This window comes from Pseudomonas sp. S3_B11 (assembly GCF_054667715.1).
This window is the reverse complement of sequence record NZ_CP162749.1, coordinates 4891504-4907058: the sequence shown is the minus strand read 5'-3', so window position 1 is coordinate 4907058 and position 15555 is coordinate 4891504. Positions and strand designations below refer to the sequence as shown.

At 63.0% G+C, this 15555-nt stretch carries 12 protein-coding genes; 11 read left to right on the top strand and 1 reads right to left on the bottom strand.

The features are described from left to right. Window positions 1–57 precede the first annotated feature (57 nt). The 8 genes from mreB (at window position 58) to tldD (ending at window position 11349) form a co-directional block, all read left to right on the top strand. On the top strand, window positions 58–1095 hold the full coding sequence (gene mreB, locus AB4O22_RS22220; RefSeq protein WP_002555108.1) for a rod shape-determining protein MreB: 1038 nt from the start codon (window positions 58–60) through the stop codon (window positions 1093–1095). A gap of 140 nt (window positions 1096–1235) precedes the next feature. Continuing rightward, window positions 1236–2378: a rod shape-determining protein MreC gene (gene mreC / locus AB4O22_RS22215; protein ID WP_460158256.1), complete on the top strand. Its 1143-nt coding sequence runs from the start codon at window positions 1236–1238 to the stop codon at window positions 2376–2378. Beyond that, window positions 2375–2863 (top strand): rod shape-determining protein MreD, encoded by a 489-nt coding sequence (gene mreD / locus AB4O22_RS22210; RefSeq protein WP_003197820.1) that lies wholly within the window; start codon window positions 2375–2377, stop codon window positions 2861–2863. Before mreC ends, mreD begins: the two co-directional genes overlap by 4 nt. A gap of 37 nt (window positions 2864–2900) precedes the next feature. Beyond that, on the top strand, window positions 2901–3497 hold the full coding sequence (locus AB4O22_RS22205; protein WP_460097178.1) for a Maf family protein: 597 nt from the start codon (window positions 2901–2903) through the stop codon (window positions 3495–3497). A gap of 56 nt (window positions 3498–3553) precedes the next feature. Beyond that, window positions 3554–5011, top strand: a complete 1458-nt coding sequence (gene rng / locus AB4O22_RS22200) for a ribonuclease G (RefSeq protein WP_018613976.1) — start codon at window positions 3554–3556, stop codon at window positions 5009–5011. Between the two features lie 60 nt (window positions 5012–5071). Continuing rightward, window positions 5072–8875, top strand: a complete 3804-nt coding sequence (locus AB4O22_RS22195; RefSeq protein ID WP_460097177.1) for a YhdP family protein — start codon at window positions 5072–5074, stop codon at window positions 8873–8875. A gap of 162 nt (window positions 8876–9037) precedes the next feature. After that, entirely contained in the window at window positions 9038–9901 is an 864-nt protein-coding gene (locus AB4O22_RS22190; RefSeq protein ID WP_460097176.1) for a carbon-nitrogen hydrolase family protein, read from the top strand. Window positions 9902–9906: 5 nt separating this feature from the next. After that, window positions 9907–11349, top strand: coding sequence for a metalloprotease TldD (gene tldD, locus AB4O22_RS22185; RefSeq protein ID WP_003197828.1), 1443 nt, complete (start codon window positions 9907–9909; stop codon window positions 11347–11349). Window positions 11350–11395: 46 nt separating this feature from the next. Here tldD and yjgA read toward each other — a convergent pair whose 3' ends face one another. Beyond that, the gene (yjgA, locus tag AB4O22_RS22180) at window positions 11396–11920 is read right to left on the bottom strand and encodes a ribosome biogenesis factor YjgA (protein WP_003197830.1); all 525 of its coding nucleotides are present in this window, start codon (window positions 11918–11920) and stop codon (window positions 11396–11398) included. 252 nt (window positions 11921–12172) lie between these two features. Here yjgA and pmbA point away from each other — a divergent pair, with 252 nt between their 5' ends. The 3 genes from pmbA to AB4O22_RS22165 all read left to right on the top strand — a co-directional run bounded on the left by pmbA (window position 12173) and on the right by AB4O22_RS22165 (window position 15553). Then, entirely contained in the window at window positions 12173–13519 is a 1347-nt protein-coding gene (gene pmbA / locus AB4O22_RS22175; RefSeq protein WP_223471504.1) for a metalloprotease PmbA, read from the top strand. Between the two features lie 269 nt (window positions 13520–13788). After that, a complete protein-coding gene (locus AB4O22_RS22170; protein WP_223471503.1) occupies window positions 13789–14184 on the top strand; it encodes a FagA protein in 396 nt (131 codons plus the stop codon). Continuing rightward, window positions 14177–15553, top strand: coding sequence for a class II fumarate hydratase (locus AB4O22_RS22165; protein WP_223471502.1), 1377 nt, complete (start codon window positions 14177–14179; stop codon window positions 15551–15553). The genes AB4O22_RS22170 and AB4O22_RS22165 overlap by 8 nt, the downstream gene beginning before the upstream one ends. Window positions 15554–15555 lie beyond the last annotated feature (2 nt).

Here is a 15555-nt window from a genome sequence, read left to right as displayed (position 1 = left end):
TCGTTGTTAGAGTTTGCCGCACTTTTTTACCCACGCGTTGCCTAGGGTCCCTTTCCCATGTTCAAGAAACTGCGTGGCATGTTTTCCAGCGATCTTTCCATTGACCTGGGCACTGCCAACACCCTTATTTACGTGCGCGAGCGCGGTATCGTCCTGAATGAACCCTCGGTCGTGGCCATCCGCACCCACGGTAACCAGAAAAGTGTCGTGGCTGTCGGTACGGAAGCCAAGCGCATGCTGGGCCGTACACCGGGCAACATCGCGGCCATTCGCCCAATGAAGGACGGCGTGATCGCCGACTTCAGCGTCTGCGAAAAGATGCTGCAGTACTTCATCAACAAGGTTCACGAAAACAGCTTCCTGCAGCCCAGCCCTCGTGTGCTGATCTGCGTTCCATGCAAGTCCACCCAGGTAGAGCGACGCGCTATCCGTGAATCGGCCCTCGGCGCCGGTGCCCGTGAAGTGTTCCTGATCGAAGAGCCAATGGCTGCTGCCATCGGTGCCGGCCTGCCGGTGGAAGAGGCCCGCGGCTCGATGGTCGTCGACATCGGTGGTGGTACCACTGAAATCGCGCTGATCTCCCTCAACGGTGTGGTCTACGCCGAATCCGTACGTGTGGGCGGCGACCGTTTCGACGAAGCGATCATCACTTATGTGCGTCGCAACTACGGCAGCCTGATCGGCGAATCCACCGCCGAGCGCATCAAGCAGGAAATCGGCACGGCCTATCCGGGCGGTGAAGTGCGTGAAGTCGACGTGCGCGGTCGCAACCTGGCCGAAGGCGTTCCACGGGCCTTTACCCTCAACTCCAACGAAGTGCTCGAAGCGCTGCAAGAATCGTTGGCGACCATCGTCCAGGCCGTCAAGAGCGCCCTGGAGCAGTCTCCGCCGGAGCTGGCGTCGGACATCGCCGAGCGCGGCCTGGTGCTGACCGGTGGTGGCGCGCTGCTGCGTGACCTCGACAAGCTGCTGGCCCAGGAAACCGGGCTGCCGGTGATCGTTGCCGAAGACCCGTTGACCTGCGTTGCCCGCGGCGGTGGCCGTGCATTGGAAATGATGGACAAGCACACCATGGACCTGCTCTCCAGCGAATAAGTTGGCTGGATCGTCTATGTTGTTCGCTCCCGGGCAGCACTTTGCAGTGCTGCCCGTTGGCGTTTATCTTCTGTCATTCGTATCCAGGCCGGTTTGATGCCGTATGAATAAAGAAAACATTTGCCTGGGAGGAGCGGCCTATTAAACCGCTTTTCGCCAAAGGCCCCTCATTGGGTGTGCGCCTGCTGGTGCTGACCGTGCTCTCGGTCGCGCTGATGGTGGTCGATGCCCGCTTCACGCTGCTCAAGCCTGTACGCAGCCAGATGTCGCTGGTGTTGATGGAGTCCTACTGGATCACCGACCTGCCGCAGCGCTTGTGGCAAGGTGTGGCCAGCCAGTTTGGCAGCCGCACCGAGCTGGTCGCCGAAAACGAAAAACTCAAGACCGAAAACCTGCTGTTGCAGGGGCGCATGCAGAAGCTGGCGGCCCTCACCGAGCAGAACGTGCGGCTGCGCGAGTTGCTCAACTCTTCGGCGCTGGTCAACGAGAAAGTCGAAGTGGCCGAGTTGATCGGCATGGACCCCAACCCCTTCACCCACCGCATCATCATCAACAAGGGGGAGCGCGATGGCGTGGTCCTCGGCCAGCCGGTGCTCGACGCCCGGGGCCTGATGGGCCAGGTGGTGGAGTTGATGCCCTACACCTCCCGCGTGCTGCTGCTGACCGATACCACCCACAGCATTCCCGTGCAGGTCAATCGCAACGGCTTGCGCGCGATTGCCAGCGGCACCGGCAACCCGGAACGCCTGGAACTGCGGCATGTGGCCGATACCGCCGATATCAAGGAAGGCGACCTGCTGGTCAGCTCCGGTCTTGGCCAGCGCTTCCCCGCCGGTTATCCGGTGGCAACGGTCAAGGAAGTCATCCATGACTCCGGCCAGCCGTTTGCCATCGTTCGCGCGGTGCCGACGGCTGCATTGAATCGCAGCCGCTACCTGCTGCTGGTATTCAGCGACAACCGTACGCCTGAAGAGCGTGCCAACGACGCCGCCGTGGCCCAGGAAGCCCAGGACCGCCAGGGCGGCGAATCGGCCGCCCCAGCGACAGCAGCGCCTGCGCCGGTCCCTGCCACGGTGCCAAAACCAGCAGTGCCTGCACCTGCGACGGCGGCTCCGGCCACCACGCCGGCGGCCACCGCACCTGTCGCGCCCGCTGTGAAACCGACCCGCTCGGCCACCCACGCGCCCGCCGCGCAGCCTGCTCAGCCAGCCCGGCCCGCCGCCAAACCGCCAGCCTCCACGCCGGCCACCGCGCCAGCCCCCAGGGGAGCACGAGAAGAATGAGCAGTACCCAATCCGGTAACGGCTGGATGGTCTGGCTGACCTTCGCCATCGGCCTGTTGCTCAGCGTTTCGCCGCTGCCGCAGTTCATGGAAATCCTGCGCCCACTGTGGCTGGCCCTGTTGCTGGCCTTCTGGGCGCTGGCCTTGCCGCACAAGGTCGGCATGGTCACCGCCTGGTGCCTGGGCCTGGCCGAGGACGTGCTTTACGGCACGTTGCTGGGACAGAACGCGCTGATCCTGACGCTGATCACCTTCCTGGTGCTGTCGTTGCAACAACGCCTGCGGATGTTCCCCATGTGGCAGCAGTGCCTGGTGATCCTGGTGATCTTCGGCCTGGCGCAACTGGTGCAATTGTGGCTCAGCGCGCTGACCGGCAACCGCCAGCCGACCCTGGCATTGGTGTTGCCAGCCCTGGTCAGCGCCTTGCTCTGGCCCTGGGTCAGCTTCGGTTTGCGTGGCCTGCGCCTGCGTTTCAAAATCAACTGATTCGGTCAGGCATTGGCCTTGATAGGGAGATGTCTTGATGAAACCGCTTTACCTCGCCTCAGGCTCGCCGCGTCGGCGTGAACTGCTCACGCAGATCGGCGTGCCCTTTACCGCCATCGGCGCGGACATCGACGAAACTCCCCTGTACCACGAAACCCCTTCGACCTATGTCGAGCGCCTGGCGCGCGGCAAGGCCGAGGCGGGTCGGCGAGCCCTGGACGCCGGCGTGGATGGCTGCGTGCTGGGCGCCGATACGGCTGTGGTACTGGACGGACGAATTCTCGGCAAACCCGTGGACCAGGCCAACTCCATGACGATGCTCTTGAGCCTGTCCGATCGCGAACATGAAGTATTGACCGCCATTGCCCTACTGGATGGGCAGCGTTGCCAATCCCGCGTTGTGCGCAGCCTGGTGCGTTTTCGTTCGATCACGGAACAGGAAGCGGCGGCCTACTGGGCCAGCGGTGAACCCCGGGACAAGGCCGGTGGCTATGGTATTCAAGGGCTGGGCGCGGTGTTCGTCGCCGGGCTTGAAGGCAGTTATTCAGCCGTCGTTGGCCTGCCGCTGTGCGAAACCGCAGAACTACTGGGCCATTTCGGCATACCCTGTTGGCAAACTTTGAACGCGCGCTGAGCGCCGTCTGACTTGATGCGGCCATAATCGTGAACATGCCTGAACGAGACCCTGCCATGAGTGAAGAGATCCTGATCAACATCACGCCGATGGAATCGCGCGTGGCGGTGGTTGAAAACGGTGTTCTGCAAGAGGTCCACGTCGAGCGCACGCAAAAGCGTGGCATCGTCGGCAATATCTACAAAGGCAAGGTGGTACGGGTGCTGCCGGGCATGCAGGCGGCCTTCGTCGACATCGGCCTGGACCGCGCGGCATTCATCCACGCGTCGGAAATTTCCATGCGCGAAGGGCCGGCCGTGGAGAGCATCAGCGCGCTGGTGCATGAAGGCCAGAGCCTGGTGGTGCAGGTCACCAAGGACCCCATCGGCTCCAAGGGGGCGCGCCTGACCACGCAACTGTCGATTCCGTCGCGCTACCTGGTGTACATGCCGCGCACCGCCCATGTCGGCATTTCCCTGAAGATCGAAGACGAAGCCGAGCGCGAGCGCCTCAAGCAGGTGGTCAGCGACTGCGTGGAAAAAGAAGGTATCAAGGAAGCCGGTGGGTTCATCCTGCGCACCGCCGCCGAAGGGGCCGGGGCCGATGAGATCCTCATGGACATCCGCTACCTGCGCAGGCTTTGGGACCAGATCGCAGCGCAGATCAAGACCATCGCCACCCCCAGCGTGATCTACGAAGACCTGGGCCTGGCGCTGCGGACCTTGCGCGACCTGGTCAGCCCCAAGATCGAAAAAATCCGCATCGACTCCCGGGAAACCTTCCAGAAAACCACGCAGTTCGTCGCCGAACTGATGCCGGAAATCGCCGACCGCCTCGAGCATTACCCTGGCGAACGGCCAATTTTCGACCTGTACGGCGTCGAAGATGAAATCCAGAAAGCCCTGGAGCGCAAGGTGCCGCTCAAGTCCGGCGGCTACCTGGTGGTGGACCCGGCCGAGGCCATGAGCACCATCGATGTCAACACCGGGGCGTTCGTCGGCCATCGCAACCTGGAAGAAACCATCTTCAAGACCAACCTGGAAGCCGCCACCGCCATCGCCCGGCAACTGCGCCTGCGCAACCTGGGTGGGATCATCATCATCGACTTCATCGACATGGAAGATGAAGAGCACCAGCGCCAGGTGCTGCGGACCCTGGAAAAACAACTCGAACGCGACCATGCCAAGACCAACATCATCGGTATCACCGAGCTGGGCCTGGTGCAGATGACCCGCAAGCGCACCCGCGAAAGCCTCGAACAGGTACTGTGCGAGCCGTGCAGCAGTTGCCAGGGCCGTGGCAAGCTCAAGACCCCGGAAACCGTGTGTTACGAAATCTTCCGGGAAATCCTCCGGGAGGCGCGCGCCTACCAGGCGACTGGCTATAGAGTGTTGGCGAACCAGAAAGTGGTGGATCGCCTGCTCGACGAGGAGTCAGGCAATGTCGCGGAGCTGGAAGCGTTTATCGGACGCACGATTCGCTTCCAGGTGGAAACCATGTATTCCCAGGAACAATACGACGTGGTGTTGCTCTGAAGAGCTTCGGAAGCGGCGGGCCCGCGGATTTGATTGTCTTTGCCAGGGGAGCCCACTGACATGGAGCGTCTGACACGTATTTTGGCGGCGCTGACTCGCTGGGGGCTGGGGCTGTGTGCGCTGCTGCTGGTGTTGCTGGCGTTGTACGTCAGCCTCGGTCGTGAGCTGGTCCCGCTGGTGGCCGAATACCGCGCCGAGGTCGAGACCCGGGCCAGCGCTGCCTTGGGCATGCCTGTGCACATTGGAAGTCTCGACGGTAGCTGGAGCGCCCTGGCGCCAATCCTGGCAGCGCGCGACGTGGTGGTCGGCGAAGGCCCCAACGCCTTGCACCTGGACCAGGTGCGAGCCGTGCCTGACCTGTGGGACAGCCTGCTGGCACGTCAGGTGCGCATTGCCCACCTGGAAGTCAGCGGCCTGAAGATCAGCCTCAAGGAAGGCGCCGACGGCAAATGGGCCCTGGAAGGCCTGCCGGTGAAGGACGACCAGCCCCTCGATCCGCAGCAATTGCTCGAACGCATGCAGGTGGTTTCCAAGTTCTCGCTGCTCGACAGCCAGGTGACTTTGCAACCTGTCGAGCAACCACCGCTGACCCTCACCTACGTCGGTTTGAGCCTGCGCACCGGCGCCACCCGCCAACGGCTGGACGTGCGCTTGACCCTGCCTGACGGTCAGCCCGTGGCGATCAACCTGCGCACCCGTATCCGCGCCAGTGATTGGAAGAATGGCCAGGCCGATGCGTACCTGAGCCTGCCGCAAAGCGACTGGTCCAAATGGCTGCCCAAACGCCTGACCCAGCAATGGAGTTTTCCCCGGATCAAGGCCGGTGGCGAGTTCTGGCTGAGTTGGGGGGACGGTACGGTGCAAAGCGCGGCCATGCGCTTGAACGCTCCTGACATCCTGGGTGCCTACGCCGAGCGCAAGCCGGTGCAGATCCATAACCTGGCGCTCAATGGATATTTCCAGCGTGGCGACCAGGGATTTACCGCGACCTTCGATTCCCTGGCGATGAACCTTGGCGAAACCCGCTGGGAATCGCGCCTGCAACTGCAACAGAGTGCTGCCACCGAAAAGGCCGAGGAGCGCTGGCACCTGCAGGCCGACCGCCTCGACTTGACCCCCCTGACGCCTTTGCTCAATGCCCTGGCACCGTTGCCCGAAGGCCTGGCGACGACCATCGACCGTCTCAAGGTGACCGGTGGCCTGCGCAACGTGCTGCTGGACTACCGGCCGCAGAACACTGGTGACCAGAAAATCAGCTTCGCCACCAACCTGGACACCGTGGGCTTTGATGCCTATCGCGGCGCCCCGGCTGCGCGCAACGTATCGGGGAGCCTGAGCGGCGACCTCGGTGGCGGCGAGCTGCGCATGGACAGCAAGGATTTTTCCTTGCACCTGGACCCGATTTTCGCCAAGCCCTGGCAGTACCTGCAGGCCAACGCCCGGTTGACCTGGAAGCTCGACAAGCAAGGCTTCACCCTGATCGCGCCGTATTTGAAGGTGCTGGGCGAGGAGGGCCGGATTGCCGGCGACTTCCTGATCCGCCTGCATTTCGACCACAGCCAGGAAGACTACATGGACCTGCGGGTCGGCCTGGTGGACGGTGACGGACGCTATACCGCCAAGTACCTGCCAGCGGTCCTCAGCCCGGCGCTGGATGAGTGGCTGCGCACGGCCATCGTCAAGGGCGCGGTGGACGAAGGCTTTTTCCAGTATCAAGGCTCGCTCAATCACGGTGCCGAGGATGCGGCGCGCAGCATCAGCCTGTTTTTCAAGGTGCATGACGCCGAATTGGCGTTCCAGCCGGGCTGGCCTTCGGTCAGCAAGGTCAGCGGCGATGTCTTCGTCGAAGACAGTGGCGTGCGCATCTTCGCCAGCCAGGGACAATTGCTCGATACCCAGGTCAAGGATGTTTCGGTGAACATTCCCCATGTACCCAGCGGGCAGAGTGTTCATCTGTTTCTGGACGGCGGGTTCGCTGGAGGACTGGGCGACGGTCTGAAAATCCTCCAGACCGCGCCGATCGGGACCGCCGAGACATTCGCCGGCTGGGAGGGCGAGGGCGACCTGCAAGGCAGTGTGAAGCTCGACATTCCCCTGGTCAAAGGCGAGCAACCGAAGATCCTGGTGGACTTCGCCACCGACAAGGCCCGTCTCAAGCTCAGCGAGCCGGTATTGGAACTGACCCAACTCAAGGGCGATTTCCGCTTCGACAGCAACAAGGGCTTGAGCGGCAAGGGCATCAGTGCCCGGGCATTCGACCGGCCCGTGACCGCGCAGATTTTCGCCGAGGGCCGCGCCGGAGCGCTCAACACACGGGTCGCGGCGTCCGGGCAGGTGGAGATCAAGAAACTCACCAGTTGGCTGAATGTCACCCAGCCGTTGCCGGTATCCGGTGTCGTGCCCTACCAGTTGCAAGTGATCCTCGACGGCGCCGACAGCCAATTGTCGGTCAGTTCCAACCTCAAGGGCGTGGCGGTGGACCTGCCAGCACCCTTTGGCAAGACCGCCGATGTCGGGCGCGACACGGTGTTTCGCATGACCCTGCAAGGGCCGGAGCGTCGTTACTGGGTCAATTATGGCGACCTGGCCAGTTTCACTTACGCCGCGCCGAGCGGGAAAATCGCCGACGGTCGTGGCGAATTATTGCTGGGTACCGGCGATGCCGTTCTGCCCGGGGCCAAGGGGCTGCGACTGCGTGGCAAACTGTCGGAACTGGACGTAAGTCCCTGGCAGGATCTGGTGAACAAGTACGCGGGCCAGGATCCGGGCGGCAGTGCCAAGCAACTGCTCAACAGCGTCGATCTGACCATCGGCAAGCTCACTGCCATGGGCACGACCCTGGACCAGGCGTCTGTGCAATTGGACCGCAAGCCGGACGCCTGGGCCTTGCGGCTGGACAGCCAGCAGGCCAAGGGCAATGTCAGCCTGCCGGACGCAAAGGCCGCCCCGATTGGTATCAAGCTCGATTATGTGCGCCTGCCGGCCACAGACCCGACGGTCCAAGCGGATGAAAACTCTCCGGACCCGTTGGCGTCGGTTGATCCCGGCAAAATCCCGGCCATGGATATTGCCATCGACAAACTGTTCCAGGGCCCTGATCTCATCGGTGCGTGGTCGCTGAAAGTGCGACCGACCGCCAAGGGCATCGCGTTGAACGATCTGGACATGGGCCTCAAGGGCATGGTGTTGAACGGCAGTGGTGGTTGGGAAGGCACGCCCGGTTCCACCAGCAGTTGGTACAAGGGCCGTATCGGCGGCAAGAACCTGGGCGACGTGCTCAAGGGCTGGGGTTATGCCCCGAGCGTGACCAGCCAGACATTTCGCCTGGATGTCGACGGCCGCTGGCCCGGCTCGCCGGCGTGGGTCGCCACCAAGCGTTTTTCCGGCAGCCTCGACGCGTCGCTGAGCAAAGGCCAGTTTGTCGAAGTGGAAGGCAGCGCCCAGGCGTTGCGGGTTTTTGGCCTGCTGAACTTCAACTCCATCGGTCGACGCTTGCGCCTGGACTTCTCCGACCTGTTCGGCAAGGGCCTGAGCTACGACCGGGTCAAGGGACTGTTGGTGGCGAGCGACGGTGTGTACGTGACCCGCGAACCCATTACCCTGACCGGGCCGTCGAGCAACCTGGAGCTCAACGGTACGCTGGACATGGTGGCCGATCGGGTCGACGCCAAGCTGCTGGTGACGCTGCCGGTGACCAATAACCTGCCGATCGCCGCGTTGATCGTTGGCGCACCGGCGGTGGGTGGGGCGCTGTTTCTGATCGACAAACTGATCGGTGACCGCGTGGCGCGCTTTGCCAGCGTAAGATACGACGTCAAGGGGCCGTGGAAAGAGCCGAAGATCACCTTCGACAAGCCGTTTTGACAGTTCGACGCCAACTCCCTTGTGGGAGGGGGCCTGTGGGAGCAAAGCTTGCTCGCGATTACGGTGTATCAGTCAGCCTATATGTTGGATGTACCTGCCTCATCGCGAGCAAGCTTTGCTCCCACTGCCGCCTTGGGCGAGGATAGAAAAGAGGGAGGAGCCATGCCAGTCGCAGTGATTCAAATGGTCAGCCAAAGCGATGTGCTCGCCAACCTGGCTCGTGCCCGTGTGCTGCTGGAGCAGGCTGCCGCAGGCGGTGCCAGGCTGGCCGTGCTGCCGGAGAATTTCGCCGCGATGGGACGGCGGGACATTGCCGATATCGGTCGAGCCGAAGCCTTTGGTCAGGGACCGATCCTGCCCTGGTTGAAACAGGTCGCCCGAGACCTCAAATTATGGATTGTGGCCGGCACGTTGCCGTTGCCACCGGTGGACCAGCCCGAGGCCAGGTCCCATGCCTGTTCGTTGCTGGTCGACGATCAGGGGCAGATCGTGGCGCGCTACGACAAGCTGCACCTGTTCGATGTGGATGTGGCGGACAATCGCGGGCGCTACCGCGAGTCGGATGACTATGCTTATGGCGCTAACGTGGTGGTTGCCGATACCCCCGTGGGCCGGGTGGGCCTGACGGTCTGTTATGACTTGCGGTTCCCGGAGCTCTACAGCGAGCTGCGGGCTGCCGGGGCCGAACTGATCACGGCGCCGTCAGCGTTTACCGCGGTGACCGGTGCGGCCCATTGGGAGGTGCTGATTCGCTCCCGGGCCATCGAGACCCAGTGCTACATGCTGGCGGCCGCCCAGGGCGGCGTGCATCCGGGGCCGCGGGAAACCTTTGGCCATGCCGCGATTGTCGACCCGTGGGGCCGTATGCTGGCACAACAGGATCAAGGCGAGGCCGTGCTGCTGGCCGAGCGCGACAGCAGTGAACAGGCGTCCATCCGGGCGCGCATGCCGGTGGCCAGCCATCGGCGCTTTTTCTCGCAGGGCGCTCGACAGCGGCCTGTCCAAGACGACGAATTCAAGGCGTAAATCATATGAGCGGGTTGTTGTCCTCAGTCAGTGAACACCTTCTAGCCCCCGGCGGCGTGACCCTCGAAAGCCTGCAAGGCGTGCTAGGCGACCTGGCCGGCCCGGGCATCGATGCGGCCGACCTGTATTTCCAGGGGCAGATCTCCGAGTCCTGGTCCTTGGAAGACGGCATCGTCAAGGAAGGCAGTTTCAACCTCGACCAGGGCGTGGGCGTGCGCGCCCAGTCCGGGGAAAAGACCGGTTTTGCCTACAGCAACGCCATCACCCTCGAAGCCCTCGGCGCTGCTGCCCGTGCGGCCCGCTCGATCTCCCGCGCCGGGCAGAACGGCACGGTCCAGGCGTTCAGCAGCCAGGACGTGGCGCAGTTGTATGCGCCGGATAACCCGTTGGAAGTCATGAGCCGCGCCGAAAAAGTCGAGCTGCTCAAGCGCATCGACGTCGCCACCCGTGCCCTCGACCCGCGCATCCAGCAAGTGTCGGTCAGCATGGCCGGGGTCTGGGAACGGATCCTGGTGGCGTCCACCGACGGCGGCCTGGCGGCGGACGTGCGGCCGCTGGTGCGGTTCAACGTCAGCGTGATCGTCGAGCAGAACGGTCGCCGTGAGCGCGGCGGCCATGGCGGTGGCGGGCGCACCGACTACCGTTATTTCCTCAGCGAAGACCGCGCCATGGGCTACGCCCGCGAAGCGTTGCGTCAGGCGCTGGTCAACCTGGAGGCCATTCCGGCCCCGGCCGGTACGTTGCCGGTGGTGCTGGGGTCCGGTTGGTCCGGCGTGCTGCTGCACGAAGCAGTCGGCCACGGCCTGGAAGGCGATTTCAACCGCAAGGGCAGCTCGGCCTACAGTGGGCGCATGGGGGAAATGGTCGCCTCGAAACTCTGCACCATTGTCGATGACGGCACCCTGGCCGGGCGTCGTGGCTCCCTGAGCGTCGACGATGAAGGCACCCCGACCGAATGCACCACGCTGATCGAGAACGGCGTGCTCAAGGGCTACATGCAGGACAAGCTCAACGCCAGGCTGATGGGCGTGGCCCGCACTGGCAACGGTCGCCGTGAATCCTACGCGCACCTGCCGATGCCGCGCATGACCAACACCTACATGCTGGGTGGTCAAAGCGATCCGGCGGAAATCATCGCCTCGGTGAAAAAAGGCATCTATTGCGCCAACCTCGGCGGCGGCCAGGTGGACATCACCAGCGGCAAGTTCGTGTTCTCCACCAGCGAGGCCTACCTGATCGAAGACGGCAAGATCACCGCACCGGTCAAGGGCGCGACCCTGATCGGCAACGGGCCGGAGGCGATGAGCAAGGTGTCGATGGTCGGTAACGACCTGGCGCTGGACAGCGGTGTGGGCACGTGCGGCAAGGATGGGCAATCGGTGCCAGTGGGCGTCGGCCAGCCGACCCTGAAGATCGATGCGATTACCGTGGGTGGCACGGGCGCATGACCGGAGCATCGGGTGGAGTGCAAGGGCCTCCACCCGTGGGCGTTACTCAGCGCAGGCCGCGTTGGGTTTCGTCCAGCTCACGGATGTACTTGAAGATTTTACGGCTCGAGGCCGGTGGCTTGTTCTGTGCCAGTTCGTGCTGGGCCTGACGGATCAGGGAGCGCAATTGCTGACGGTCAGCCTCCGGGTAGTCGATGACGAATTTTTCCAGCACGCCGTCGTCGCCTGCGATCAAGCGATCGCGCCAGCGCTCCAGGTTGTGGAAACGTTCGTTGTACTGCCGGGTGGAGGCATCGAGTTGATCGAGCAGGACCAGGATGGCGTCAGTGTCCTGATCGCGCATCAGTTTGCCGATGAATTGCAGGTGCCGTTTACGCGCGATATTCGCGGTGTGCTTGGGCGCATCGGCCAGGGCCCGGCGCAAGGCGTCGGTCAAAGGCAGTTTGGCCAGCAAGTCAGGCTTGAGTGTTGTCAGGCGCTCGCCGAGGTCAACCAGAGCATGCAGCTCGCGTTTGACCTGGGATTTGCTTTTTTCACCCTCGTAGAGGGAGTCGTCGTAAGAATCAACCATGGTGGCAGTCCGCAAAGAAACGCCGCCATGATAACCAGTCGGGGGCCGCTTGTCCGGCCCGGTCGCTCGAAGGCCAAGGGTTTGTACGAAAAGTCGCCGAGCGGCGATCAGGCAAGGCGAAAACAGGCGAGGAAGCGGAGTTTACTGGTTGTAAATGAGCATTCCGAGCCTGTTTTCAACGCAGCATGATCGTCGCGCAGGCACTTTACGTACAAAGCCTTAACCGAAAGAAGAATTTGAGTGGAGAACACCATGAGTGCAGTTCAAAGCGTCGGCCCGCAGGCATTGCCGGCACTGCAGGAACAAGTCGAGCAGATCCTCGCCGAAGCCAAGCGCCAGGGCGCCAGTGCCTGTGAAGTGGCGGTGTCCCTGGAACAGGGCCTGTCGACATCGGTGCGCCAGCGTGAGGTGGAAACCGTCGAATTCAATCGCGACCAGGGCTTTGGCATCACCTTGTACGTGGGCCAGCGCAAGGGCTCGGCCAGCACTTCGGCGAGCGGCCCGGAGGCCATTCGCGAAACCGTCGCCGCGGCACTGGCGATTGCCCAGCACACCTCCGAAGACGAAGCCTCGGGCCTGGCCGATGCCGCGCTGATGTGCAAGGAACTGCGCGACTTCGACCTGTTCCACGCCTGGGACATCACCCCCGAGCAGGCCATCGAACAGGCACTGCGTTGCGAAGCCGCGGCATTCGAGGCCGACAGTCGGATCAAGAATGCCGACGGCACGACGCTCAATACCCACCAGGGCTGCCGGGTCTACGGCAACAGTCACGGTTTCATCGGCGGTTATGCATCGACCCGCCACAGTCTCAGTTGCGTGATGATCGCTGAGGCGAACGGCCAGATGCAGCGTGATTACTGGTACGACGTGAACCGCCAGGGCACCCTGCTGGCGGACCCGGTGAGCATTGGCCAGAAAGCCGCGCAACGGGCGGCCAGCCGCCTGGGCGCGCGGCCGGTGCCGACCTGCGAAGTGCCGGTGCTGTTTTCGGCCGAGCTGGCCGGTGGCCTGTTCGGCAGCTTCCTGTCGGCGGTGTCCGGCGGCAACCTGTACCGCAAGTCGTCGTTCCTCGAGGGCGCGCTGGGCCAGAAACTGTTCCCGGAATGGATGACCATCGACGAGCGTCCGCACCTGATGCAGGCCATGGGCAGCTCGGCGTTCGATGGCGACGGCCTGGCCACCTACGCCAAACCGTTCGTGGAAAACGGCGAGTTGGTGTCCTACATCCTCGGCACCTATTCGGGCCGCAAGCTCGGTATGCCGAGCACCGCCAATGCCGGTGGCGTGCATAACCTGTTCGTGACCCATGGCGAAGAAGACCAGGCGGCCCTGCTGCGGCGCATGGGGCGGGGCCTGCTGGTGACCGAACTGATGGGCCACGGCCTGAACATGGTTACCGGGGACTATTCCCGTGGCGCGGCGGGTTTCTGGGTCGAGAACGGCGAGATCCAGTTCCCGGTCCAGGAAGTGACCATCGCCGGGAACATGCGTGACATGTTCAAGCAGATCGTGGCCGTGGGCAACGATCTGGAACTGCGCAGCAACATCCGCACCGGTTCGGTGTTGGTCGAGCGGATGACCGTGGCGGGTAGCTAACGCTCACCGCTTGAAAAAGGCGCGTCACCCGTTGGGGTGACGCGCCTTTTTTGTGTCCGCAGAATTCTTTTGTGGCGAGGGGATTTATCCCCGCTGGGGCGCAAAGCGCCCCCCAAAATCTGACCCCGCGTTGTGTCTTGTTAATTGTCGAGGGCTGCTTCACGCCCAACGGGGATAGATCCCCTCGCCACAATGTGATCTTCATTAGACTTGTGTTGCTTCTTATTATCATCTAATAATGAATCTCATTCGCCGAGTGAGCCCCGGTCATGAGTTCTGCCCTGCACGAACAACCCTACCTTGAAAGCTGGCGCTGGATGAGCCGCCAGATCCGTTGCGCGATGAACCCGGACGAGCCGCGGTTGATCGAGCACTACCTGGCCGAGGGCCGCTATCTGGCCTGCTGCACCGTCACTTCGCCATGGATGATCTCCGAGACCGCGTTCCGGCTGCTGCTCGATACCGCCTCGGATGTCGCGCTGCCCTGGCATTGGCGCAATCTCTGCCTCGACCAGGCCTGGCGCCCTCTGCGTGAGCTCGAACAACAATCACTGTGCCGCTGCCGCCTCAAGCGCTGGCAGAGCCACGCCTGGGCGCTGGCGACCTGCGCCCTGGAGCCGTCGATTCCTCTTATTGAACTGGTGCAAGGATCTCCCGATGAGTAATACCCGTATCGAACGCGACAGCATGGGCGAGCTGCAAGTCCCGGTGGATGCCCTCTATGGCGCCCAGACCCAGCGCGCAGTGGATAACTTTCCGGTCAGTGGCCAGCGTATGCCGGCACAGTTCATCCGCGCCCTGATCCTGGCCAAGGCTGCTGCCGCCCGGGCCAACGTAGAGCTGGAACAAATCAGCGCAGCCCAGGGCAAGGCCATCGTCGATGCGTCCCTGGGGCTGCTCGAAGGCCGTTTCATGGACCATTTCCCAGTGGATATCTTCCAGACCGGCTCCGGCACCAGCTCCAACATGAACGCCAACGAAGTGATCGCCACCCTCGCCAGTCGTCTGCTGGGGGAAACGGTCAATCCGAACGACCACGTCAATTGCGGTCAGAGCAGCAACGACATCATCCCCACCAGCATTCATGTCAGCGCGGCGCTGGCCTTGCATGAGCAGCTGCTGCCGGCGCTGTCGCACCTGGTGCAGGTGATCGAGCGCAAGGCCGAAGAGGTCCACCCATTCATCAAGACGGGTCGCACCCATCTGATGGATGCCATGCCGGTGCGCCTGAGCCAGGTGCTCGACGGTTGGGCGCAGCAGCTCAAGGCCAATATCGGCCACTTGCAGGATTTGCTGCCGAGCCTGCAATCCCTGGCCCAAGGCGGTACGGCGGTCGGCACCGGGGTCAATGCCCATCCACGTTTCGCCGAGCTGTTCAGCCAACAACTGACGCAATTGACCCAGGTGCAATTCACCCCGGGCAAGAATCTGTTCGCGCTGATTGGCTCCCAGGACACCGCCGTAGCGGTTTCCGGACAGCTCAAGACCACCGCCGTGTCGCTGATGAAAATCGCCAACGACCTGCGCTGGATGAATTCCGGGCCGCTGGCAGGCCTGGGCGAGATCGAGCTCGAAGGCTTGCAACCGGGCTCCTCGATCATGCCCGGCAAGGTCAACCCGGTCATTCCTGAAGCCACCGCGATGGTGGCGGCCCAAGTGATTGGCAACGACACGGTGATCACTATCGCCGGTCAATCGGGCAACTTCGAATTGAACGTGATGCTACCGATCATCGCCCAGAACCTGCTGAGCAGCATCGCCTTGATGTCCACCGCCAGCCGCTTGCTGGCGGACAAGGCTATCGCCACCTTCAAGGTCAACGAGGCACGGCTCAAGGAAGCGTTGTCGCGCAACCCGATCCTGGTGACCGCGCTCAATCCCATCATCGGTTACCAGAAGGCCGCTGAAATCGCCAAGAAGGCTTACCAGCAAGGCCGGCCGGTCATCGATGTCGCCCTGGAGCACACCGACCTGACACGCAGCGAACTCGAAGTCCTGCTGGACCCGGAGAAGCTCACCGCTGGCGGCGTGTAACC

What these genes read in the sequence shown, in the direction of transcription:
- mreD (WP_003197820.1), top strand. Translation starts at nt 2,375, where the DNA reads ATGAGCAGTACCCAATCCGGTAACGGCTGGATGGTCTGGCTGACCTTC.
- AB4O22_RS22195 (WP_460097177.1), top strand. Translation starts at nt 5,072, where the DNA reads ATGGAGCGTCTGACACGTATTTTGGCGGCGCTGACTCGCTGGGGGCTG.
- AB4O22_RS22165 (WP_223471502.1), top strand. Translation starts at nt 14,177, where the DNA reads ATGAGTAATACCCGTATCGAACGCGACAGCATGGGCGAGCTGCAAGTC.
- tldD (WP_003197828.1), top strand. Translation starts at nt 9,907, where the DNA reads ATGAGCGGGTTGTTGTCCTCAGTCAGTGAACACCTTCTAGCCCCCGGC.
- rng (WP_018613976.1), top strand. Translation starts at nt 3,554, where the DNA reads ATGAGTGAAGAGATCCTGATCAACATCACGCCGATGGAATCGCGCGTG.
- AB4O22_RS22190 (WP_460097176.1), top strand. Translation starts at nt 9,038, where the DNA reads ATGCCAGTCGCAGTGATTCAAATGGTCAGCCAAAGCGATGTGCTCGCC.
- yjgA (WP_003197830.1), bottom strand. Translation starts at nt 11,920, where the DNA reads ATGGTTGATTCTTACGACGACTCCCTCTACGAGGGTGAAAAAAGCAAA.
- mreB (WP_002555108.1), top strand. Translation starts at nt 58, where the DNA reads ATGTTCAAGAAACTGCGTGGCATGTTTTCCAGCGATCTTTCCATTGAC.
- AB4O22_RS22170 (WP_223471503.1), top strand. Translation starts at nt 13,789, where the DNA reads ATGAGTTCTGCCCTGCACGAACAACCCTACCTTGAAAGCTGGCGCTGG.
- AB4O22_RS22205 (WP_460097178.1), top strand. Translation starts at nt 2,901, where the DNA reads ATGAAACCGCTTTACCTCGCCTCAGGCTCGCCGCGTCGGCGTGAACTG.
- pmbA (WP_223471504.1), top strand. Translation starts at nt 12,173, where the DNA reads ATGAGTGCAGTTCAAAGCGTCGGCCCGCAGGCATTGCCGGCACTGCAG.